Here is a 22496-nt window from a genome sequence, read left to right as displayed (position 1 = left end):
GGCCAATGATGATGACCGAGCATCCCCAGGTGCAGTCCCTTCGCAAGCGGCTACGGTTCCGCACGATGGTCGGCTGGTTGATGACGGGGCTGGTGGCTTTGTGCGCCCTGCTGACCCTGACGCCCCTGTTTGCGGTGCTGGGCTTCGTGCTGGTGCGGGGGATCAGCCGTTTTGGACTGGATTTATTGACCAAACTGCCGCCGCCGCCGGGGTTGTCGGGGGGTGGGTTTGGCAATGCCCTGATCGGGACGGTTTTGGTGGTACTGCTGGGGACGGTTATTTCTGTGCCGTTTGGGATGCTGACGGCGGTGTATTTGTCGGAGTTTAGCAACGCGGATGACCGGCAAAAGGAAATCGCCCGCTGGGTGCGCTTCGGGGTGAATGTGCTGGCGGGGGTGCCTTCGATTATTGCTGGGGTGTTTGCCTATGGGTTGCTGGTGGTGACGGGGATTTTTGGCTATTCGGCTATGGCGGCGGGGGTGGCCCTGGCGGTGTTGATGCTGCCGACAGTTGTGCGCACGGCGGATGAGGCCCTGAAGCTGGTGCCCCGGGAGGTGCGCTGGGCTTCGGTGGGGTTGGGGGCGTCGAACTACTACACCATCTTCCGGGTGGTATTGCCAGCGGCGCTACCGGGGATTGTTACGGGGGTGATCCTGGCGATGGCCCGGGCGATGGGAGATACAGCGGCTTTGATTTTTACGGCCCTGTTTTCCACTTTTTGGCCCCGCAGTTTGTTCGAACCGATTGCCACTTTGTCCGTGCTGGTTTACAACTTCGCCACGGTGCCCTACCGACCGCAACAGGAGCTGGCCTGGGCCGCGTCTTTTTTCCTGTTGATGCTGGTTTTGCTGGCCAGTGTGGCCTCCCGTCTGGTGATTCGTCGGTATGTTCAGCGTTAGCGTTCTGGAGGTGGACTAATGGTCAGCGACGCAACCCCTCATGGCGAACCGGTCTTTCGCATCGAAAACGCCAACATTTACTATGGCCAGTTCAAGGCGGTGCGGGATGTTTCCCTATACATTCCCCAAAACCAAATCACGGCGTTTATTGGCCCGTCGGGTTGTGGCAAAAGTACGATTCTGCGTTGTTTGAACCGGTTGAATGACTTGATCCCGTCGTTTCGCTTGGAAGGGCAGATCACCTACCACGGCAAGAACATTTACGACCCGGATATTGACCCGGTGGAGGTGCGGCGCCGCGTCGGGATGGTGTTTCAAAAGCCGAACCCGTTTCCCAAGTCCATCTACGACAATGTGGCCTACGGAGCGCGGGTGATGAACTACAAGGGGGATTTGGATGAGTTGGTGGAGCGTTCCTTGCGGCGGGCGGCCCTGTGGGATGAGGTCAAGGATAAGTTGAACGAGAGCGGCCTGTCGTTGTCGGGGGGGCAACAACAGCGGCTGTGCATTGCCCGGGCGATTGCCGTAGAGCCGGAGGTGGTGTTAATGGATGAACCTTGCTCAGCCCTGGACCCGATTTCCACCCTCAAAATTGAAGAACTCATGCACGAATTGAAGGCCCATTACACCATCGTGATCGTGACCCATAACATGCAGCAGGCTTCACGGATCTCGGACTACACGGCCTTTTTCAACGCCGAACCGACGCCCAAGGGGGGCAAGGTGGGCTATTTGGTGGAATTCGACACGACCAAAACCATCTTTAGCACTCCTAAGCAACAGGCCACGCGGGATTATGTCAGTGGTCGGTTTGGCTAAGGCGGCACCACTGGCTCCAGCCACCTACGTACAGGCGACCAGGGGGAAAACCGGCCCACTCCAGGGTCAGGAGATTCACGCAGGCGGTGACTCCGGAACCGCAGTAACAGATCACCTCCCGGTGGTGATGGACGTCGCGCCAGCGTTGGGCGTAGGGCTGAGGGGGCAATAGTTCCAGCCAGGGCAGGTTAATGGCCCCAGGGATATGGCCGGCTATTGGGTCAAGGGGTTCCCATTCACCCCGATAACGGCGGGCTTCCCGGGCATCCACCAACAGGACGGTGGGGTCCTGCTGGGCGGCAACTACATCGGCGTAGGTGGCCAGGTACTGAGGTTGCAGGTGGGGTGTAAACTGGCCGGGGTGGGGGGCAGGTCGGTCAGAACTGGTGGGATAGCCGGCGCGGATGTAGGCCTCCCAACCTCCCGCCAAAAGAGCAACCCGTTCGTGGCCTACATAACGCAACAACCACCACAGGCGGGCGGCGTAGGCCAACTGCCCCTGGTCATAGGCAATGACTAGCTTGGCGGGGGTCAATCCCAAGGCCACCAGTTTGGCGACAAACGTGGGGATGTCAGGCAAGGGATGGCGGCCGCTGGTGGCACTCACCGGACCAGACAAATCCCGGTTCAGGTCTAGGTAAACAGCCCCGGGGATGTGGCTCTGGTGATATTGCTGGCGGCCCCAGTCCGGTTGGGTGAGGTTGAACCGACAGTCAATCAGTATCACTTCGGGGTCGTCCAGATGGGCTACCAGTTCCGCCGGGGTGATCAGTTGGGCCGGAGTAACCATAGGTAGGGAACAAAGTAGCCTGTTTCTATTATCCGGCAGTCCCTCTGGTGCTATGGTGAAAACGTACTGCGTGTGACCGCGCTGATTCCTATGACCGTTGCTGCTCGACGTGAGCTGTGGTTCCAGGCCGTCAATCCCCTGATCTACACGGCGGCTGTGATTCCGGTGCTGGTGGGGAGCGCCGCTGCCTACGCCGAAGCGCCTCAGCGGTTTTCCTGGTCAACGTTTGCCTGGGTGTTGGCCGGCGAGGTGTTGTTGCAGGCCTGGTTGAACATCACCAATGACATTTACGACGCTGAGACGGGGGTGGACGTCAATAAACCGTCCTCTTTGGTAAACCTGACGGGGCGGCCAGGTCTGCTGCATTTGATCGCCTGGTCCTGCCTGGCGCTGGGGGTCCTCTGTATCTATGTGGTGGATGCTCTACATCCGGGCCATGGGATTTTGCTGATCGCCGGGGCGGGGATTGCCTTGGGTTATGCCTACCAGGGACCGCCGTTACGCTTGGCCTACCGGGGCTGGGGGGAACCCATGACCTTTATCGCTTTCGGCCCGCTGGCAACGCTGGCTGCTAGCTATGCCCAGTTGGGTCGGTTGACCTGGATGGCCTTTTGGGCGTCGCTGGTGGTGGGGTGTCTGGTGACCGGCATCATCTTTGCCCATCACTTTCCCCAGGTGGAGGATGACCGCCGGGCGGGGAAACGCTCCCCTGTGGTGAAATTAGGTCCCTACCGGGCCAGTCGGGTCTATCCCTGGGTGGTCTTGCCGGCTTATGCTTTGGTGCTGGTGGGTGTACTCATTGGCCTGTTGCCCGTGCCAACCCTACTGTTTGGCCTCAGCTTTCCCTTGGCCTGGCGATTGGTGACCTTTTTGTGGCGGACCTATGCAGGACCGGCCAGTGGGGGAGCGATGCCCTTGGCGGTGGGGCTACATGCCATCGGGGGAGTGCTCTTGGCGATAGGTCTCTGGCTCGGTTAAACCCACCGCTTGTAATAACTGCCGCTGTTGGGCCAGCATGGTTTCCAGGGCTGCGTCGTCCGGATGGTCCCATCCCAACAGGTGCAGTAATCCATGGGCCGCCAGCCAGGCCAGTTCCTCCCGCACTTGTCCCGCCGGGGCTTGGCGTTGGGCTGTCTCTACGGAAATCACAATATCGCCCAGAAATAGGGGCATTTCCGGCGCCAGGGGGGTTTCCGTCTCCAGGGCGCTAAAGGCCAGGACATCGGTCGGTCGGTCTTGCCCCCGGTAGTCCCGGTTGAGGGCCTGGATTTCCTGGTCATCGGTCAGACGTAGGCCGATTTCATAACTGGGTGCCGGTGGCCGGGGTAGGTAACTCAGCCACTCAGTGAACCAGGCCTGCCAGGGGAGGGCCACCCACACCGGGTCAATCCCCTGCCAAGTGAGGTCCAGTTCCAGGATAGGAGCAGTCACCTTTACACAACGACAGGGTCAAGGGTTTCACCATGTCCTACAATAAGGCCAAAGTGAGAGCCAATTATGCAGCGCCTGTCCGTCGTCATCCCCATCTACAACGAAGTGGAGAACATCCCTCACCTGATTCCCGCCGTGACAGACGTGCTGCAAAAGATGGGATGGGATTACGAGGTGATTTGCGTAGATGACGGGTCGCGGGACGGTTCTACGGAGCGGTTGCGGCATTTGGCCCAGGAGCGCTACGACCTGAAGGTGGTGGTGCTGCGACGCAATTACGGGCAAACGGCGGCCCTGGCGGCGGGATTCGACCAGGCTACCGGCGATGTGGTGGTGACCCTAGACGGGGATTTACAAAACGACCCCCAGGACATTCCCCGGCTGGTGGCCAAGTTGAATGAGGGCTACGACCTGGTGTGCGGCTGGCGACAGCACCGGCAAGACCCTGGGTTAACCCGGTTGCTGCCCTCGCGGGTGGCCAACTGGCTGATTGGGCAGGTGACGGGTGTGCGTTTGCACGACTACGGCTGCACCCTCAAGGCCTACCGGCGCGAAGTCCTGCGAGATATGCACCTGTACGGGGAACTCCATCGCTTTCTGCCTGCCCTGGCGGACATCGAAGGGGCGCGGATTACGGAAATTCCCGTGCGTCATCATCCCCGGCGTTTTGGCCGCAGCAAATATGGTTTGGGGCGCACGTTCCGAGTGCTGATGGACCTGCTGACCATTGCCTTTATAAAGACCTTTCTGACCCGCCCCATGCATGTCTTCGGTCTGGTGGGGCTACTGTTTTTGCTGCTGGGGCTAGGGTTAGGGACCTATCTGGCGCTTCTCAAGGGGGTCTGGGGGCAGAGCATTGGTCAACGTCCCTTGCTGTTTTTGGCGGGACTGGCAGTGACCTCGGGGTTACAGTTGTTCTGTTTCGGCCTGCTGGCGGAATTATTGATGCGCACTTACCATGAGTCCCAGGGCCGACCCATCTACCGGATTCGGGAGGTCGTGGCCGGTCGTCCCCGCAGTCTAGTCAATTGAGATGCGCTGGGGACCGCTGGGGGGTGGGGGGGATGCCGAGGGCGGTTGCGGGGTGGACATCTGCCGTTCCAGCCAAGACTTGAGGGGGTCCTGTTGCAGATCCAAACCCAACAATCCCGACACAAATCCTCCCAAAAAGGCCGTCGGTTGCCGCATGAACTCCTGGAGGATGGGGTTGAGTTCGTTCAACAGCATAGACTCCTAACCTGCGTCCACCTGCCCATTACTCTAACACAGGGATAAACCCAGGTGTTGCCGAGACGCCAGGGATGGGCTTTCCATGGTCATAAGGATTTATCTATAATAGAACTTGACCTGGAACCATGCGGTTTCAACGCCTGAACCGTGTCAGGGCCGGAAGGCAGCAGCACTAAGGGATGCTTGTAACAGGCGTGGCCTCCGGGTCATTTTAGGTTTGACGACGGCGGTACGCTGTGGAGGTAGAGTTATTCTCAGCGGAGGAGTTACGGCGTACCCTCAACCGGTTAACGACGCAGGTTATCGAAGCGACCCCCAACCTAGAGGATTTACGTTTGTTGGGGATATACACGCGGGGGGTGCCCCTAGCCCAACGCTTGGCCTATACTATCCGGCAGTGGGAAGGGGTGACGGTGCCGGTGGGCAATTTGGACATTACTTTTTATCGGGATGACTTGGACCGGATTGGGGCGCGCACGCCGGCTCCGACCCAAGTACCCTTTGACGTGACCGGCCGGGTGGTGGTGCTGGTGGACGATGTGATTTACAGTGGTCGCACGGTCCGGGCCGCTCTAGAAGCCATCAAGGACCACGGACGCCCCCGCATGGTACGGCTGGCCGTGTTGGTGGACCGGGGACACCGGGAATTGCCCATCCACCCCGACTTCATCGGTAAAGTGGTCCCAACATCCCGCGAAGAAATGGTGCGCGTGTATTTGACGGAGACGGACCAACGGGACCAGGTGCTGTTGTTGAAAACTACGGGTAAACCGCCACCCTAACGGGTCTTAGGCCCCATTTGGCGATGGCCTGGTCTGGGACAAGTGCAGTTTCATGGGGCAATGTTTCTGGGTCGAGGGGTTTCTCGCAAGCAAATCCAAGGCGTTTAAGGTACGGGTTTTGGATACGCCGCCGCTGTTGCCACGCCCTATAAACCCAACTTTTGGATCGCCACGCCGGCAGGTAGCGCCACTTGAGCAAATAAACGAAAACGAATTAACAGTTTCCGTTTTTCCCGGCGACCCAAAGACACCATCTCTATCTAACAAATCAAATTGGCGTTCCCGTCGGTAGCCTGCCGCTGCGTCCACCGATAGAAGTCGGTTTCGCAGAGATGGGTGGTCATCCGCCTAATAGGCATCCTGCAACTCGTAAAAGTCCGGCGTGATGTAGTCCTTGCGCATGGGCCAGCCCACCCAGTCCTCCGGCAGCAAGATGCGTTTCAGGTGCGGGTGCCCGATGTATTCAATGCCGTAGAGGTCGTAGGTTTCCCGCTCCTGCCAGTCCGCCGTCCGCCAAATCCAATACACCGACGGCACCTTCGGGTCATGACGGGGCAGAAAAACCTTGAGGCAAACCTCCTCCGGCCGGTCCGCATTATCCGCCAGCTTTACCAGGTAATAGAAACTCACCAGGTCCTGCCCCGGCCCCACGTCATATCCCCCCTGGCAGCGCAGGTAGTTGAACCCGTACCCATACAGGGCCGTTGCAATCGGCAGCAACACCTCCCGTTCCACCCGCAGAATTTCTACCCCCTGATGGTCCCGCCCCATATAGGTATGGGCAAACCCCTGTTCCGTTAGCCAGCGGGAAATCGGGCCAACCTCCGTTGTCGTTAGCTGCTCAGTCGTTTCCGCCACGGGCCACCTCCGCCGCTTGACCTTGTAACGCAGGGGGAACCGGCATCCCCATCGCCTGGGCTAATTCCAAGGGGGGCGCTTGCCGCGTCGGGCTTTGCAAATACTGCCCCGTATGCACCGGCGGCACCACCTTCAACTCGTGCTTCACCGTAAAATACCGGTGCGTCTGCTCGTACAACCGCCGCTCCCGCACATCCTCCTGGGCAATCTTCTTGCGCAGCTTGATGATGGCATCAATGATGGCCTCCGGCTTGGGCGGGCAACCTGGTAGATAAACATCCACGGGGATCACCTTGTCCACTCCGCGCACCACCGTGTAGGAATCCGTGCTGAACATCCCCCCGGTAATCGTGCAGGCCCCCATGGCAATCACATACTTGGGGTCCGGCATCTGCTCGTACAACCGCACCAGAGCCGGCGCCATCTTCATCGTGATCGTCCCCGCCGTAATGATCAAATCCGCCTGCCGCGGACTCGACCGGGGAATTAACCCAAACCGGTCAAAATCAAACCGGGAACCGATCAACGCCGCAAACTCGATAAAACAACAACTGGTACCATACAAAAGGGGCCATAAACTAGACAGCCGCGCCCAATCATACAGGTCATTGAGGGTCGTTAAAATCACATTATTGGCCAAGTCCTGAGTAACTTGCGGTCGGTCCACGGGATTGAGAATTTTGGCATCCCCAAACGTCGGCGTCATGACCATTCCAAAGCTCCTTTGCGCCAGGCATAAACCAGTGCTACTACTAGGATAGCAATAAAAATTAAAGCTTCAACGAAGGCCAACAAACCCAATTGGTTAAAGGCTACCGCCCAGGGATAAAGAAAAACCGTCTCCACATCAAACACTACAAATACCAGGGCAAACATGTAGTAACGGATATTAAACTGCACCCAGGCTTCCCCCAGCGGTTCCATCCCCGATTCATAGTTAGTGCGTCGCTCTGGACCGGTTCCCTTGGGGCGGATCCAAGCTGACAAACCCAGCGCTGCAATGGGTACCAAGCTACACACTAGCAGGAACACTAGTAGGTAGTCGTAACCTTTGAGCTCTAACACGTGGTCGTCCCCTCACCCATCGCCATCTCCCATCATGCCACAGGTGGTTCCGGCGTGCAAAAAAAAGTCCTTATAACCTAGGAAAAGAAGTCCTTATGGCCCGTCCAGTGGCGCTCTCGCCGGGGATGACCCCTGGCCTCCTTCGCCCCAAGGGTTATGATAAAGGTGGTCAGCAAGCCCTTCCCCCCCAACCATGAGTTATTGCCTGAACCCCGACTGTCCGGCCCCAGTCAATCCGCCCGATGCCCTGACCTGTAGCGCCTGTGGCAGTCCCCTCGTCCTCAAGGGACGTTATCGCGCCATTAAACCGATCGGTAGGGGTAGTTTCGGTCGTACCTTTCAGGCGGTGGATGAGGGCATCCCTTCCCGCCCCCGGTGTGTCATTAAGTTATTTCAGCCCCAAGTCATTACCTCGCCGGACCAGATGCAGAAAGCGATCGCCCTGTTTGAACAGGAGGCGGTGCATCTGGACCGTTTAGGGAACCACCCGCAAATCCCGGATCTATTGGCCTACTTTGTCCTGGATGGGCGTCCCTATCTGGTGCAGAAATTTATTGATGGTCAAGACTTGGCGGAAGAATTACTCCGACAGGGTCCCTTTGACGAAGGCAAAATTTACCAATTGCTGGCCGATTTACTCCCGGTGCTGGCTTATATCCACAAGGAGAAAGTCATTCACCGGGACATCAAACCCAAGAACATCATCCGGCAAGCAGCAGACCAAAAACTGTTTCTGGTGGATTTTGGCGCGGTGAAGTTTGTCCAGGAATCGGGGCTGTTCAAAACTAGTACGGCCATTGGCAGTAGTGGGTTTGCTGCGCCGGAACAGATGATGGGCAAGGCCGTTTACGCCAGTGACCTATACGGTTTGGGCGCCACCTGCATCTACCTGCTGACGGGTATCTCCCCGGCCAAGTTATTCAGCATTCGGGAAAATACTTGGCTGTGGCGGGAGGCCCTCAAACAACCCCTGAGTGAAGACATGATGGCCTTTTTGGATAGGTTGGTGCAGCGCCTGCCAGGTCAACGGTTTGCTTCGGCAGACGAGGCCTTGACCGCCCTACAGCGGATGGAATCGGCTTCCCCATCTAGGCCGCGCCTGGGACGGTTGGGGGTCCTGGGGACGCCGGTGAATCCCTTGCCGGGTTTGGGGAAATTGGGCACCTCGCCGCCGGTTACCGTTAGGGACACAGGCGGAACAGTTCCCCCAGGGACCAGTGGTACATTTCCACCCAGGCAACCCAGTCGCTTGGCCACCAACACCGGACCTTTGCGACCACCGACCCCCCCTTCCCAGGTCACGACCGTCCAGTCGGAATCCCTCTGGCCCTGTGTGCATACCTTGACGGGGCACACCCACTGGGTCAAGGGGCTGTGCTTTAGCCCTGATGGCCGCTTCCTGTTCAGTTGCGGGCGGGATGGGGCCATTTTTTGCTGGAATTTGAGCAGCCTGGTCTATCCTCGACCTTTGCAGTGGGGCAGCGGTCATCCTGGCGGGATCCACGCTTTGGCGTTGAGTGCCGATGGCCGATGGCTGGCGGCGGCGGGGGAGGACCGGGTGATTAAACTGTGGCAGTTGCCGGGGGAGAAGCCGGTGCGCACCCTGGGCAGTCTGTTCACCAAACACGGGGGGACGATTGATGCCTTGGCGATGCGCCCGGATGGGTTGGTCCTGGCCAGCGCCAGCGAGGACCAGACGGTGAAGCTGTGGCAGGTGGATAACGGAGCCTTGTTGACGACCTTGAGGGGGCACGGCAGCTATGTCCGTTCGGTCGCCTTCACGGGGGACGGGCGGTTGCTGGTCAGTGCCAGTTGGGATAATACGGTGAAGGTGTGGCTGACGGATGGGGGTGACCCCCTGCGCAACATCGTAGGGCCGAGTAGTTTTAGCGGCAGTGGCTTCAATGCGGTGGTGGTCAGTCCCAACGGGCGAGTGATCGCAGCAGGGGGGGAGGATACGGCCGTGCACCTGTGGCATTTGCACAACGGCGACCCCATTGCCACCTTGACGGGCCATCGGGAGGGGGTGCGGGCGATGGCCTACAGTCCCCAGGGACGCTATCTGGCCAGCGGCGGTTGGGAAGGGGATATCCGCATCTGGGACGGCCAAACCTATGCGCCGTTGATGACCTTAAAGGGCCACGAAAAGGGGGTGACTTGTCTGGCCTTTAGCCCGGACCAGCAGTGGCTCGCCAGCGGCAGTCGCGACAACACCATCAAACTCTGGCGCGTGGTTAAGTAGCGGGTGTGAAGGCGTCGCAGTAGCCGTCGGGGGCCACCTGTAGGCCCATCAAGGGCGATTCGGGTTGGGTGCAGCGTTGGCCCCGGTAGAAGCGACAGTGGGCGCAGGCGCGACCGGGGGTGGGGGTTACCGCTAGGACCTCCTTGGGGGTCAAGCCCCGTAGCACCAGCTCTTCCCCTTGCCAACGAGCCTCCACCAGACCGGTGGTACTGAAGGGCTGCCAGCGGGGGTCGGTTGTCAGGGTACGGGGCAGTTCGATGCGAATGCCGCTGGGGGTTTCCTGGATTTCCCCCTCATAGCTTCCGGCTGGTTCCGGCGCGGGATGCCTCACCCAACTCCCTACGGGTAAGTCCAACCAGGCCCCCGGTAAGGGAACATGGACGTGATAGCGGTTGCGGACTTCCTCTAATCCGGCTAGGTCACCCAAGTAGTGGGGCAGCCCATGCACCAGAACCAGATGCTGGGGGCGCAGGGTGTGTAGCAATTGTAGGGTTGTCCCGCTGTCGTTGTAGGCCGACAGGCGGTAGGTCTGGTGGGGAACTTCCCGGGGTAGGGGCACCTCCTCTGGCCACAGCACCCACCACCGCTGATCGCTATTGCCGATGCAGTCCGGTAGGTCGCTACAGAGCAAAATATCGAAGGGATCCGGGGCCTCTGACGGCTGCCAACGGTGACTCTGGGGATATACCCGGTCGTCCCAAAAAAGGCTCTGGTGGCGGGCAAAGTTCTGTACGGGGGTGGGTAAAAAGGCCAGCAGTTCCAGGAGGACATCACAGCCCCGGGCAACCGCCGGGTCCACGCCAATCCGCACCGGCCGGCCCGTTAACAGGTAGTGGGTGCGCAGGATGAGCAGGATTTCTTGGGCGTCCCCAATGGCGCCGGCGACAATACACACCCGCTGCCCCCGGGTCAAGGCCCACACCACCCATTCCGCTAAATGGTGTTCCTGTTGCTTGCGCCGGGGATATTTGCGCGTGCCGGCCGGGGCATCCAAGATGAGTACATCGGGGTGCAGGCCCCGCAGCTCCTCCAGGCGCAACCCTTCGGCAAGGCGGGTGTTGGCTAGGCAACAGTTGCCCGTGTAGAGCAGGGAATAGACCCGCTCTGGCGTCTGGTATTGGAGCCACACCAAAGCTGCTCCCGGTAAATGCCCCGCCGGAATCAACTCCACGGTCAGATCGGGCGCCAGATGCACCGGCAACCGCCAGGGCAACTCGATGCCCAACCCCGTTAACCCCTCCTGTACAGGCCAGTTCAAGGGCAGCAACCGCCGGGTTACTTCGCTCGTATAGATGGGTAAATCGGGAAACCCGCGGTGCAGGGCCAGCATGCCCCGGGCGTGGTTGGGATGGGCGTGGGAGCAAATCACCCAGTCCGCCGGCGGCGTCAGGTCAAAGTAGGGGTCTAACCGGGATAAACCGCAGTCCAACATGACGCGGTACGGCCCCAAATGCCCTACCAAACAAATCCCCGCCCCCCCATGGCCCGGACTGTAAACCCGGCACCCCAGCATCAATGGGCCGAACCGTTGCCGTGATAGTTATCCGTGTCGTAGAAGCCGTTGCGGGTGCCGAAGTACAACGTCGCCAGGGTAAATAGGACCGTCAATCCCAGCACCACCGTTTTTACGTCCATCAGGTGATCTCCAACGTCCCCCTACCACCACCATAGCGAAAATTCCTGCCCATCCCCGAAAACCCGTGTTAAAATAGCGGATACGTTTAGCTAGGGGTGTCCCTGTTTTGGGGGCTGAGAGCATACCCTGAGAACCTGAACCGGGTCATGCCGGCGGAGGGAAGCTAATATTTCCAGAGGTGATATATGGCTCATTTACGGACGGCTTGGGTGGCCCCCCGCCGGGGTCAGGCCAACGTGACACAGATGCACTATGCGCGCCAGGGCCTTATTACGGAAGAGATGCGCTATGTGGCCCAGCGGGAGAATCTGCCGCCGGAGCTGATTCGGGAGGAGGTGGCGCGGGGGCGGATGATCATCCCGGCGAATATCAATCACGAAAACCTGGAGCCGATGGGGATTGGCATTGCCGCCCGCTGCAAGGTAAACGCCAATATCGGGGCGTCGCCCAATTCGTCGGATATTCAGACGGAGTTGGAAAAGCTGGCCCTGGCGGTGAAATACGGGGCGGATACGGTGATGGACCTGTCCACCGGGGGTGGGAATTTGGATGAGATTCGGGTGGCCATTATTCGGAATTCGCCGGTGCCGGTGGGGACAGTGCCCGTTTACCAGGCTTTTGAGTCGGTGCATGGCAATCTGGACAAGCTCACCCCCGAGGTGTTTTTGGAGGTCATTGAAAAGCAGGCTAAGCAGGGGGTGGACTACATGACCATCCACGCGGGGATTTTGATGGAGTACCTACCCCTGGTGAAAAACCGGATTACGGGGATTGTTTCCCGGGGCGGGGGGATCATGGCCCGTTGGATGTTGCACCACCATCAACAAAACCCCCTGTACACCCACTTCCGGGACATTATCGAGATCTTTAAGAAATACGATGTGTCCTTTAGTCTGGGGGATTCGTTGCGGCCGGGGTGTTTGCACGATGCCTCGGATGAGGCGCAACTGGCGGAGTTGAAAACCCTGGGGGAACTGACGCGCCAAGCCTGGGAACACGATGTGCAGGTGATGGTGGAGGGGCCGGGACATGTGCCCATGGACCAAATTGAGTTCAACGTCAGAAAGCAAATGGAGGAGTGCAACGAGGCGCCGTTTTATGTGTTGGGGCCGCTGGTGACGGATATTGCCCCGGGGTATGACCACATCAGTTCGGCCATTGGGGCGGCTTTGGCGGGGTGGTACGGCGCGGCGATGCTCTGCTATGTGACCCCCAAGGAGCACCTGGGTCTGCCCAATGCGGAGGATGTGCGCAACGGGTTGATTGCCTATAAAATTGCGGCCCATGCAGCGGATATTGCCCGGCATCGGCCAGGGGCACGGGACCGGGATGACGAACTTTCGCGGGCGCGCTATGCCTTTGATTGGAACCGGCAGTTTGAGCTGGCCTTGGACCCGGAACGGGCGCGGGAATACCACGACGAAACTCTGCCGGAGGAGATTTTCAAGTCGGCCCAGTTTTGCTCCATGTGTGGCCCCAAGTTCTGCCCAATGCAGACCAAGGTGGACGCGGAGCAACTGGCGGAGCTGGAAAAATTCCTGGCGAAGCAGGGATAGGGTTGGACATTCGACCGTTGGACCTGCCGGATGTGGGTCCCCTGGCGGCGTTGCTGGCCGAGTGTTTCCCACCGCCGCTAAATCCAGGGGGTTGGTGGGCCGGTCTGTGGCAACGCACCATTGAACAGGATATCCGCCAACGCCTGGAGCGGGAGGGGAGCCGGATTCTCTGGATCGGGGCCTGGCGGGATGGTCACCTGGTGGGGGCCGTGGAACTCAGCCAGCGGCAATGGTTGCAGGTGCCCTATATTTACCTGGCTAATTTGGCGGTGTCTCCGGCTTACCGGCGGCAAGGTATCGGGCGGGCTTTGTTGCAGGTGGCCGAGGAGGCGGTGCAAGCTTGGCCCCAGGAGCAGGTGTATCTCCACGTGATGGAGGACAATCAGGCGGCGCGGCGGCTGTATGCCCAGTTGGGGTACCAGGTGCAGCGGTGGGAATGGACCTGGCGAACCTGGCTGGGGGGTCCTCGGCGGCTGCTGCTGGGGAAAACCGTTTGCCGGTACAATCAAGAATGTTCTGCCGTTTGAGGAACGCCTGTGGATTTGCGTCGCATTCCCCCCCAGCCTGCCGACGGTCTGGTGCATTTGATCATCGAGATTCCCGGCGGGTCCCGCAATAAGTACGAGATGGATAAGGACCTGGGTGTGATCAAGCTGGACCGGGTGCTGTACTCGTCGGTGCAGTACCCCTACGACTACGGCTTTATTCCCAATACGTTGGGGGAGGACGGGGACCCGCTGGATGGACTGGTGATGATGGATGAGCCGACGTTTCCGGGGTGCTTGGTGGTGGCGCGGCCCATCGGCATGTTGGAGATGGTGGATCAGGGGGAGCGGGACGAAAAATTGTTGTGCGTGCCGGCGGACGACCCCCGTTATGCCGGTTACAAGTCCCTCAGTGATGTGCCGGCCCACCGTCTGGCGGAGATTGCCGAGTTTTTCCGCACCTACAAGAACCTGGAGAACAAGAAGGTGGACATCGGCGAGTGGAAGGATGTGTATGCTGTTAAGCCCCTCATTGCCCAGGCAATTGCCGCCTACCAGAAGCAGTCGTAGCCCATGTGGCGCACGTTTTTGCTGAGCAAATTGCACAATGCGCGGCTGACAGGCACCCACCCCGATTACTTGGGCAGCATCGCCATTGATGGGGATTTGCTGGATAAGGCGGGGATTTTGCCCTACGAGCAGGTGCAGGTGGCCAATATCAGCAATGGGCAACGATTGGTGACCTATGCCATACCGGCGCCGGCGGGTTCGGGACGGGTGGAACTCAACGGGGCGGCGGCCCACTGCGGCCAGGTGGGGGACCGGTTGATCATCATGACCTACGGCGCCTTACCCCCTGAGCTCTGGCCGCACCACACCCCCCGGGTTCTCCTGTTGGACGAGCACAACCGGGTTATCGCCACCCCCCCGCCCCCGTCTCTATAATAGATAGTTGCGAAATCCTGGCGATTTTTTCCCCATGCCCCGTAGGTATTGTATTGTTACCTTTGGCTGCCAGATGAACCGGGCCGATTCGGAGCGGATGGCCGGGATCCTAGATGCCTTGGGATGGCAGCCGGTGGAGGAAGAAGACCAGGCGGACTTGGTGCTGTACAACACCTGCACCATCCGGGATAACGCTGAACAGAAGGTGTATTCTTACCTGGGGCGGCAGGCGAAACGCAAACGGGAAAACCCCCATCTTTTACTGGCGGTGGCCGGCTGTGTGGCTCAGCAGGAGGGGGAGCGCCTGTTGCGGCGGGTGCCGGAGCTGGATTTGGTGATGGGGCCGCAGTATGCCAATCGCCTGGGGGAGCTGCTGGAACAAGTGGAACAGGGGCAGCAGGTGGTGGCCACCGATGAGATCGATATTTTGGAAGACATTACTAAGCCCCGGCGCAGTAGTCACGTCACTGCCTGGGTGAATGTGATTTATGGCTGCAACGAACACTGCACCTACTGTGTGGTGCCCCTGGTGCGGGGGAAGGAGCAATCCCGCCAACCGGAGGCCATCAAGGCAGAAATTACGGGTCTGGCCGAGCAAGGCTACAAGGAAGTGACGCTGCTGGGGCAAAACATTGATGCCTATGGGCGGGATTTGGGGACGCGACCGGATGGACGCTACCGGGTGACCCTGACGGATTTGCTCTATTTCATCCACGATGTGCCGGGGATCGAGCGCATCCGGTTTGTGACCAGCCACCCCCGCTATTTCACTGAGCGGTTGATCCGAGCCTGCGCTGAACTGCCCAAGGTGTGCGAGCACTTCCACATCCCGTTTCAATCCGGGGACAACGCCATCCTCAAGGCTATGCAGCGGGGTTACACCCGGGAGCGCTACTTGCAGATTATTGAGAAAATTCGGCAGTACCTTCCTGATGCGGCCATCAGTGCCGATGCCATTGTGGGCTTTCCCGGCGAGACCGAGGCCCAGTTTGGGCAAACGCTGCGCCTGGTCGAAGAGGTGGGATTTGACCAGGTAAATACGGCGGCCTATTCCCCCCGACCGGGTACACCGGCAGCGACCTGGCCCAACCAAGTCCCCGATGAAGTCAAACAGGACCGGCTACAGCGGTTGAACCATCTGGTGGCCCAGGTAGCGGCTCGGCGGTCCCAGCGCTATTTGGGACGGGTCGAGGAAGTACTGATCGAGGGGGTGAATCCCAAGGACCCGACCCAAGGCATGGGCCGCACCCGCACCAACCGCCTGACCTTTGTCGTGGGGGCAACGGAACCGGGGCAGTTGGTCCAGGTACGCATCACCGAGGCGCGAGCCTTTAGTTTGACGGGAGTAGCGCTGCCGCCGGCGATGGCCGTTGCGTCGTAAACCCCTGATAGGCTATAGTCTCTACCGTTTCTCGGTCCCAATCGGCTAAACTGACCCCCATGTACGACAAGATCAGCCCACCAGACCAGGGCGAGCGGGTGACGTTTGTTGGGGGCATCCCCCAGGTGCCTGACCAGCCCATCATTCCCTACATCCGGGGCGATGGCATCGGCGTGGACATCTGGCCGGCTACCCGCTTGGTTTTGGATGCGGCGGTACGGTTGAGCTATGGGGAAACCCGCAGGATTCATTGGTTCAAGGTGTATGCAGGGGACGAGGCCTGTGCAGTGTACGGCGAATATCAGTACCTGCCCCAGGACACCCTGACGGCGATTCGGGAATACGGGGTGGCCATCAAGGGGCCATTGACCACGCCGGTGGGGGGAGGGATTCGCTCCTTGAACGTGGCCCTGCGGCAGATTTTTGACCTGTATGCCTGTATTCGCCCCTGTCGCTACTACCCCGGCACGCCGTCCCCCCACCGCCACCCGGAATTGCTGGATGTGGTGATCTACCGGGAAAATACGGAGGACATTTACCTGGGCATCGAATGGCCGGCCGCCAGTGAGACAGCCATGGCTTTGATTCGGTTGCTGAATGAGCAGTTCATCCCCCATACGCCGGAGCACCAGGGCAAACGCATTCCCCTCGACAGCGGTATTGGCATCAAACCGATCAGCAAAACCGGTTCCCAGCGCCTGATCCGCCGCGCCATCCAACACGCCCTGCGCCTGCCCCCTCCCAAACGCCGGGTGACCCTGGTCCACAAGGGCAACATCATGAAGTACACCGAGGGGGCCTTCCGGGATTGGGGCTACGAACTGGTGCAAACGGAATTTCGCCAGGTCTGCGTGACGGAACGGGAGTCCTGGATTTTGGACAACGCGGACACCCATCCCCACCTTTCCATCCCGGAAAATGCCCGGTTGATCGAACCCGGATTTGACCAGTTGCCGGCGGCGAAACAGGCGGCGGTGTGCGAGGAAATCCAGCGGGTGTTGACCACCATCGGCGAGAGTCACGGACAGGGCCGCTGGCGCGATATGGTAATGGTCAACGACCGCATCGCCGACAACATCTTTCAGCAAATCCAGACCCGCCCCCAGGAGTACTCCATCCTGGCGACGATGAACCTCAACGGGGACTATTTATCCGATGCGGCGGCGGCGATGGTGGGGGGCCTGGGCATGGGACCGGGAGCAAACATCGGGGATGCGTGCGCCATTTTTGAAGCCACCCACGGCACGGCCCCCAAGTACGCGGGTCAAGACCGGGTCAACCCTAGCTCGTTGATCCTCTCCGGGGCCATGATGCTGGAGTTTTTGGGTTGGCAGGACGCCGCCGATTTGATTCACCAGGCCCTGGCGCAAGCCATTTCCCAACGCCAAGTCACCTATGACCTGGCCCGCCTGATGGAACCACCGGTGGAGACCCCCCTGTCCTGCTCCGGCTTTGCCCAGGCCTTGGTGCGGCAGATGGAAAATCTCAAGAAATCTTGACACTTAGGGGATAGGCGGACGTTTTTGGGGGGCAAGGTGACCGTCGGTGCTTGATCCTGGGGGATTTTTTGCTTAAATTGCCAGGTAACGTTGTGATCCCGTACGGCGGGTTCCGGACTATGACTCAACGCGATGTGCCGCTAGAGGAGATGACCCTACGGGACTTGCGGCGTTTGGCCAGCGAGTTAGGCATTCCTCGCTACAGCCGGATGCGGAAGTCCTATTTGGTGACAGCGATTCGAGCGGCCGAGTTACAAACCGCCTATTCCCACCAACCCCCTAAGATGCAGGAGGCGCAAACCACCGTGGAGACCGACAAAGCCATGACCTCAGAACCGACGCTACCCCTGACGGCAACGGCCCTACAGGATGTGGACCAAGGGCTGCCGGATTTACCTGGGGGCTATGGGGAAAGCCGCATTGTCCTGATGCCCCGTGACCCTCAATGGGCCTATGCCTACTGGGATATTCCCAATGAGGCCCGGGAGGAACGGCGCAGACAGGGTGGCCAGCAATTGGCCCTGCGGCTCTATGACGTCACCAATATCAACCTGGAGGTGCAGGCGCCCCATAGTGTGCAGGAGTACGCCTGTGATGAACTGGCGCGGGAGTGGTACTTGCCGATTCCCGTGAGCGACCGGGATTACATAGTGGAAATTGGCTATCGCACGGCGGATGGTCGCTGGTTGCGGCTGGCCCGTTCGGCGGCGGTGCGGATTCCCCCGGTGTATCCCTCGGATTGGATTGAGGACCACTTCATCACGATTGGGTTTGACGAGGACCTGCGGGGTCGGACGTTCTTCCAACTGGTGCCCCCCGGGGAACGCCAAACCGCCGAGACACCGGTGTACGACGAGGTGATGCAACGGGCTGCGGCGGCAGAATCCCTGCGGGTGGCAGGTTCCCTGTACGGCTCCATGCAGCACGTACCGGGTTCGGTGGTCAGCAGCGCCGAGCTGGCCATCAGTTCCTATGTCTTCCCGTCGGGGATTGGTCGCTGGGCGGTGCCCACCTTCTCGGGCATCGGCATGTCGGGGATTGGTTTGGCCGCTTCCGTTCCCCCCATGCGCCCGCGCAAATTCTGGCTGGTGGCGGATGCAGAGTTGATTGTCTATGGGGCGACCGAACCGGATGCGACGGTGACGGTGGGGGGCCGCAAAATTCAACTCAATCCCGACGGCACCTTCCGCTTCCAGATGAGCTTCCCCGATGGCAACATTGACTTCCCCATCTTTGCAGTGGCCGCCGATGGGGAGCAGACCCGGGAAATCCACATGACCTTCGACCGCCGCACCCTGTCGCGCCGTACCAACACCCGCGAAGAGGCGGTGGAAGAGTGGTTCATGGGTTAAGCACTGTCAACGGTTGAGTCAACCCTCTGGTTATGGTCACCAGGGGGTTATTTTTTCCTGGGGGCGGTTGTTTTGCCAGGTGCTGCCGATGCCCTGCAGGATGCCCCGTCCAATGAGGCCCAACCCCCGCCCGATGATCCGGGTCAACAAATAAGCAGTGGTGCGCCCCAGGTAGTTGGCAATGGCCCGCAGGACCGGAGCGATGGCGTCCTGGAATTCCAGCCAGAGGGTGACTAGCCAGGGAATGCCCCGCAATTGGGCCAGTTCCGCCGTGCGACCGGCATAGATGGGATAGTTGACAATGGCCTGGTTTTGGATGCGCAGGAGCTGATACCGGCTTTCGAAGATGGCCCGGGGTTCTTCCCAATACTTTTGCCAGCGGTAGCGTTGGGACAGTTGGTTGCGCAGCCGCTCGGTTTCCCGGGTGGAGAGGAGGGTGCGTCGGTAAAACCGCTGCTTAACCGATTCGTGGTGGGGGAAACAGTTGATCAGGGGTTGCACCACCGCATTGGCCACCTGGATCACCAAATTCTCCAGCAATGCCGCCGCATAGTCAGCCGCAATCTGGCTGTTGGCCGCGTAGATCACCCCGTCAATCCGCAGGGGCGTCTGAAACAGGTGATAGCTCAACAGGTCGGGCACCAGGGGAATTTTGGTCAGGATCAGAGCTTCCACCGTCGGTTGCTGGGCTAAAAGGGTGGCCAGCACATCCTGCCCGTCAATTGTGTAGTACCGCCCGACAAAGTCCGTCAGGGATTCCTGCCACAGCCGGCGCACCAGGTCAAGAGAGCGGGAAACCACATCGGCTTCGCTGACCTGCGCCTCGATCAGTTCCGCCAGGATGGCCTCCCAGCGATTGAGGACCGTATTCCACAGTTCCCGCTGTTTCTCAAAACGCAGCAGGTCCGTTTCCAGGAGCAAACCGCTGTCGTTGCGGAGGGTCTGATTAAAGGCCTGGCGCACTTGGTTCATCCGTTCACTCGGTGGCAGGGCCAAGGGCGGGTGCACCACTTGGGGAGGAGGCGCTAAAACCGGCCCCGGTCGCCAGATCCAGGTGAGCAACCACCGCGCTGCCTGCAATTCCCGCCGCCGACCGTGAATAATTTGCCGTTCCCACCAGGGACGGGGGCGCTGTTGCCACTGGTAGCACTGCCACAGGGCGGCTTCGATTTGTTGCAACCCTTGCTGGTAGATCCGGGCTCGCCAAGTGGGGCCAACCTGTTCCGGTTGCAGCCAGGGGGAATACCCGCTCAACAGGGCCTGCATCCAGTGCCATAGGGTCAAGGCCGAGGCGGTCCGCTCCACATAGGCGGCCAACCCCAGTTGCTGGTAGTGCAGCAGTTGGTCCCGGCTGGCGGGGGGGCCTAGGGCCAAAATCGGCAAATGGGGATAACGGCGCTTCAAGGACTGGCACAGGGGAATATCTGGCCACTCCAAATCCAACACCAACAAATCCACCAGGGGTTGGCCGGCGTGTAGGCGTTCGCTCAGGAGATTTTGCAACTCCTCCGGGCGGTCGGTCGTTTCCACCTGGGCCAGCCCCTGCTGCTCCAGCCAGGAGGACAACCCCAACCGCAGGATCGGTTCGCGACTGGCCAGTAGGACGACCGGTTGGTTCCCCATCAGCGACTCCGTTTTTGGGCGAAATAGGCCTCCAACACCCGCAACACCATGGGTCCGGCCACGCTCCCACCACCGCCGCCAGAGTTTTCCCCGAAAGCCACCACCACGATTTCCGGTTTATCCGCCGGCGCGTAGGCCCCAAACCAGGTGTGACTCAGGCGGGGGGGGTCCTCGGCTGTACCGCTTTTACCGGCGATGGGGGGCAAATGACTCACATTCAACACCGTACCCGTGCCGTTGGTCACCACCTGGCGCAGGCCCCGCCGCAGGATGTCCAGGGTCGTGGGGCTTAGGCCGATGGGCGTGCGGACCGGACTTTCCCCTGGCGCCCGGTACAGGTGGGGTCGCACCCGATACCCCCCATTAGCCACCGCCGCAAACATCACCGCCAATTGCAACGGCGATGCCTGCATAAACCCCTGGCCGATGGACATATTCACCGTATCGCCGATATACCAGGGTTCCTTAAGGGTCTTGAGTTTCCAGGCCTCATCGGGCACCAGTCCCGGGGCTTCCTCCGCCGCCAGTTCAATCCCGGTTTTTTCCCCGAATCCATAACGGCGCGACCATTCGATAATGGGTTGTGCTTTGGTGCCCAGAGCGATCTGATAAAAAAACGTGTCGCTGCTCCAGGCCATGGCCCCGACAAAATCCAACGGCCCAAACCCCGCCCGGTTCCAATCCCAAAACTGGATGCCCCCCACGGTGATGAAGGGATAGGTCGGCAACACTGTGTGGGGACTAAAGCGCCCCGACTCTAAAGCCGCCGTTGTCGTGACCACCTTAAACGTACTGGCGGGGGGATAGACCTGGAGCGCTCGGTTGAGAAAGGGGAAGCTGCGGCGTTGCAACTCCTGCCACTGCTGGGGGGTCACCCGCCCCGAAAAGATATTGGGGTCAAAACCGGGATAGCTGACCATGGCCCGCACTGCCCCATCCCGAGGGTCGAGGGCCACAATCGCTCCCCGTCTAGCCCCCAAGGCCCGCGCCGCCGCCCGTTGCAAATCCACGTCCAGGGTCAAGGTCACATCTTGGCCGGCCACCGAAGGTTTTTTCCCTAGAATGCGCAACACCTGCCCTCGAGCGTCCACCTCCACCTGCTGACCCCCCCATTCCCCCCGCAGTCGGTGCTCCAAAGCCGCCTCCACCCCCATCTGGCCGATCACATCCCCCAGGCGGTAATCGGGACGTCTTCTAAGTTCCTGTTCGCTGATTTCCCCGGTATAGCCCAGCACATGGGCAAATAGTTCCCCATGGGGGTAGTAGCGCATCGGTTCCGCGTTGAGGATCACCCCCGGCAGGCGGTCGCTATGTTCCATCAAGGCGGTGATTTGGGCCGGACCGATCCCCCGCGCCAGCCGCAACAAATAGGGGGAGTAATACCCAGCCTGCTGGAGCCGCTTGTGCATCTCCTTCTCGGGCATATCCAGCAGCCGGGCTAGCAGGGATAGGGTGCGGGGCCACTCCTGGGGACGCTGGGCAATGGGCCACAGAAACACCGAATAGGACAGGCGGCTACCGGCGATCAAACGCCCCTGGCGGTCAAAAATGCGGCCCCGGTCCGGGGGTTTGGGAATGAGGCGAATGCGGTTGTTGTCCGCCATCTGCCGGAATTCTTCTCCTTTGATCAATTGCAAATAGGCCAGTCGCCCCCCAATCCCGCCGAACAACACCAGGGTGATGGCCGTCATCAACAGCAAGGCCCGGGACCCCCGCCCCACACCCACCTCTGTCCAGGGGGAAACTCTTACTTGGGTGGCCGACTGCCACAGCACCATCTGCATCACACCCCCAATCTATCCTCTTTTCATAGCACAAAAGGCCAGGACCCAAGGGAACCTTTTGCCCCCCCCTCATCGTCTGGCCGGGTAGGACTCAGGGTTGATGGTTGGGGGTGAAAGGG

The 22496-nt window shown here is 60.1% G+C and carries 23 protein-coding genes, 1 other RNA gene and 1 riboswitch; of the genes, 14 read left to right on the top strand and 10 right to left on the bottom strand.

Annotated features, from left to right (window positions below; all coding sequences use genetic code 11):
- Positions 1 to 5: 5 nt before the first annotated feature.
- Positions 6 to 899, top strand: a complete 894-nt coding sequence (gene pstA, locus Q6L55_02145; protein ID MEN9257521.1) for a phosphate ABC transporter permease PstA — start codon at positions 6 to 8, stop codon at positions 897 to 899.
- A gap of 18 nt (positions 900 to 917) precedes the next feature.
- On the top strand, positions 918 to 1718 hold the full coding sequence (gene pstB / locus Q6L55_02140) for a phosphate ABC transporter ATP-binding protein PstB (protein MEN9257520.1): 801 nt from the start codon (positions 918 to 920) through the stop codon (positions 1716 to 1718).
- Here pstB and Q6L55_02135 read toward each other — a convergent pair.
- The gene (locus Q6L55_02135) at positions 1699 to 2508 is read right to left on the bottom strand and encodes a sulfurtransferase (protein ID MEN9257519.1); all 810 of its coding nucleotides are present in this window, start codon (positions 2506 to 2508) and stop codon (positions 1699 to 1701) included. The two genes, pstB and Q6L55_02135, sit on opposite strands and share 20 nt — an antisense overlap.
- A gap of 90 nt (positions 2509 to 2598) precedes the next feature.
- Between Q6L55_02135 and menA the strand changes: the two genes are divergently transcribed.
- Positions 2599 to 3486: a 2-carboxy-1,4-naphthoquinone phytyltransferase gene (menA, locus tag Q6L55_02130; protein ID MEN9257518.1), complete on the top strand. Its 888-nt coding sequence runs from the start codon at positions 2599 to 2601 to the stop codon at positions 3484 to 3486.
- Here menA and ybeY read toward each other — a convergent pair.
- Positions 3436 to 3939 (bottom strand): rRNA maturation RNase YbeY, encoded by a 504-nt coding sequence (ybeY, locus tag Q6L55_02125; protein ID MEN9257517.1) that lies wholly within the window; start codon positions 3937 to 3939, stop codon positions 3436 to 3438. The genes menA and ybeY overlap by 51 nt on opposite strands.
- A 66-nt stretch (positions 3940 to 4005) precedes the next feature.
- Here ybeY and Q6L55_02120 point away from each other — a divergent pair, with 66 nt between their 5' ends.
- Complete coding sequence (locus Q6L55_02120) at positions 4006 to 4971, top strand: glycosyltransferase family 2 protein (GenBank protein MEN9257516.1); 966 nt, start codon at positions 4006 to 4008, stop codon at positions 4969 to 4971.
- On the opposite strand, the gene Q6L55_02115 is transcribed toward Q6L55_02120, so the two are convergent.
- Positions 4960 to 5166: a hypothetical protein gene (locus tag Q6L55_02115; protein ID MEN9257515.1), complete on the bottom strand. Its 207-nt coding sequence runs from the start codon at positions 5164 to 5166 to the stop codon at positions 4960 to 4962. The genes Q6L55_02120 and Q6L55_02115 overlap by 12 nt on opposite strands.
- A 117-nt stretch (positions 5167 to 5283) precedes the next feature.
- Between Q6L55_02115 and ffs the strand changes: the two genes are divergently transcribed.
- Both ffs and pyrR read left to right on the top strand, forming a co-directional pair.
- Positions 5284 to 5380, top strand: an RNA gene (ffs, locus tag Q6L55_02110) — signal recognition particle sRNA small type.
- 25 nt (positions 5381 to 5405) lie between these two features.
- A complete protein-coding gene (gene pyrR / locus Q6L55_02105) occupies positions 5406 to 5951 on the top strand; it encodes a bifunctional pyr operon transcriptional regulator/uracil phosphoribosyltransferase PyrR (GenBank protein ID MEN9257514.1) in 546 nt (181 codons plus the stop codon).
- 348 nt (positions 5952 to 6299) lie between these two features.
- Here pyrR and Q6L55_02100 read toward each other — a convergent pair whose 3' ends face one another.
- From Q6L55_02100 to Q6L55_02090, 3 genes are read right to left on the bottom strand one after another with little or no spacing between them, the layout of a single operon-like run.
- A complete protein-coding gene (locus tag Q6L55_02100; GenBank protein ID MEN9257513.1) occupies positions 6300 to 6809 on the bottom strand; it encodes an NAD(P)H-quinone oxidoreductase subunit J in 510 nt (169 codons plus the stop codon).
- Positions 6793 to 7515: an NADH dehydrogenase subunit K gene (locus tag Q6L55_02095; GenBank protein ID MEN9257512.1), complete on the bottom strand. Its 723-nt coding sequence runs from the start codon at positions 7513 to 7515 to the stop codon at positions 6793 to 6795. Before Q6L55_02095 ends, Q6L55_02100 begins: the two co-directional genes overlap by 17 nt.
- Complete coding sequence (locus tag Q6L55_02090; protein ID MEN9257511.1) at positions 7512 to 7874, bottom strand: NAD(P)H-quinone oxidoreductase subunit 3; 363 nt, start codon at positions 7872 to 7874, stop codon at positions 7512 to 7514. The genes Q6L55_02095 and Q6L55_02090 overlap by 4 nt, the downstream gene beginning before the upstream one ends.
- 193 nt (positions 7875 to 8067) lie before the next feature.
- On the opposite strand from Q6L55_02090, the gene Q6L55_02085 reads away from it, so the two are divergent.
- The gene (locus Q6L55_02085) at positions 8068 to 10116 is read left to right on the top strand and encodes a protein kinase (GenBank protein MEN9257510.1); all 2049 of its coding nucleotides are present in this window, start codon (positions 8068 to 8070) and stop codon (positions 10114 to 10116) included.
- On the opposite strand, the gene Q6L55_02080 is transcribed toward Q6L55_02085, so the two are convergent.
- Entirely contained in the window at positions 10109 to 11548 is a 1440-nt protein-coding gene (locus Q6L55_02080; GenBank protein MEN9257509.1) for an MBL fold metallo-hydrolase, read from the bottom strand. The two genes, Q6L55_02085 and Q6L55_02080, sit on opposite strands and share 8 nt — an antisense overlap.
- Positions 11549 to 11628: 80 nt before the next feature.
- The gene (locus Q6L55_02075; GenBank protein ID MEN9257508.1) at positions 11629 to 11751 is read right to left on the bottom strand and encodes a hypothetical protein; all 123 of its coding nucleotides are present in this window, start codon (positions 11749 to 11751) and stop codon (positions 11629 to 11631) included.
- Positions 11752 to 11833: 82 nt separating this feature from the next.
- Positions 11834 to 11930, top strand: a riboswitch (TPP riboswitch).
- Between the two features lie 7 nt (positions 11931 to 11937).
- Here Q6L55_02075 and thiC point away from each other — a divergent pair.
- The 7 genes from thiC to Q6L55_02040 all read left to right on the top strand — a co-directional run bounded on the left by thiC (position 11938) and on the right by Q6L55_02040 (position 18970).
- Complete coding sequence (thiC, locus tag Q6L55_02070; GenBank protein ID MEN9257507.1) at positions 11938 to 13308, top strand: phosphomethylpyrimidine synthase ThiC; 1371 nt, start codon at positions 11938 to 11940, stop codon at positions 13306 to 13308.
- 2 nt (positions 13309 to 13310) lie between these two features.
- On the top strand, positions 13311 to 13835 hold the full coding sequence (locus tag Q6L55_02065; GenBank protein ID MEN9257506.1) for a GNAT family N-acetyltransferase: 525 nt from the start codon (positions 13311 to 13313) through the stop codon (positions 13833 to 13835).
- Between the two features lie 9 nt (positions 13836 to 13844).
- Entirely contained in the window at positions 13845 to 14363 is a 519-nt protein-coding gene (locus Q6L55_02060) for an inorganic diphosphatase (protein MEN9257505.1), read from the top strand.
- 3 nt (positions 14364 to 14366) lie between these two features.
- Positions 14367 to 14738 (top strand): aspartate 1-decarboxylase, encoded by a 372-nt coding sequence (locus tag Q6L55_02055; protein ID MEN9257504.1) that lies wholly within the window; start codon positions 14367 to 14369, stop codon positions 14736 to 14738.
- A gap of 34 nt (positions 14739 to 14772) precedes the next feature.
- On the top strand, positions 14773 to 16119 hold the full coding sequence (miaB, locus tag Q6L55_02050; protein MEN9257503.1) for a tRNA (N6-isopentenyl adenosine(37)-C2)-methylthiotransferase MiaB: 1347 nt from the start codon (positions 14773 to 14775) through the stop codon (positions 16117 to 16119).
- A gap of 59 nt (positions 16120 to 16178) precedes the next feature.
- Positions 16179 to 17618, top strand: coding sequence for an NADP-dependent isocitrate dehydrogenase (locus tag Q6L55_02045; GenBank protein MEN9257502.1), 1440 nt, complete (start codon positions 16179 to 16181; stop codon positions 17616 to 17618).
- Positions 17619 to 17737: 119 nt separating this feature from the next.
- Positions 17738 to 18970, top strand: coding sequence for a DUF4912 domain-containing protein (locus Q6L55_02040; GenBank protein ID MEN9257501.1), 1233 nt, complete (start codon positions 17738 to 17740; stop codon positions 18968 to 18970).
- 36 nt (positions 18971 to 19006) lie between these two features.
- Here the strand turns inward: Q6L55_02040 and Q6L55_02035 are convergent, their stop codons facing one another.
- Both Q6L55_02035 and mrdA read right to left on the bottom strand, forming a co-directional pair.
- On the bottom strand, positions 19007 to 20593 hold the full coding sequence (locus Q6L55_02035; protein MEN9257500.1) for a DUF3685 domain-containing protein: 1587 nt from the start codon (positions 20591 to 20593) through the stop codon (positions 19007 to 19009).
- Positions 20593 to 22377, bottom strand: coding sequence for a penicillin-binding protein 2 (gene mrdA / locus Q6L55_02030; protein ID MEN9257499.1), 1785 nt, complete (start codon positions 22375 to 22377; stop codon positions 20593 to 20595). Before mrdA ends, Q6L55_02035 begins: the two co-directional genes overlap by 1 nt.
- Positions 22378 to 22496 lie beyond the last annotated feature (119 nt).

This window comes from Gloeomargarita sp. SRBZ-1_bins_9 (genome assembly GCA_039794565.1).
In the GTDB taxonomy this organism is placed as follows: Bacteria; Cyanobacteriota; Cyanobacteriia; order Gloeomargaritales; family Gloeomargaritaceae; genus Gloeomargarita.
Note: the sequence above shows the minus strand (reverse complement) of the source record. Positions and strands in the feature narration are given on the sequence as shown.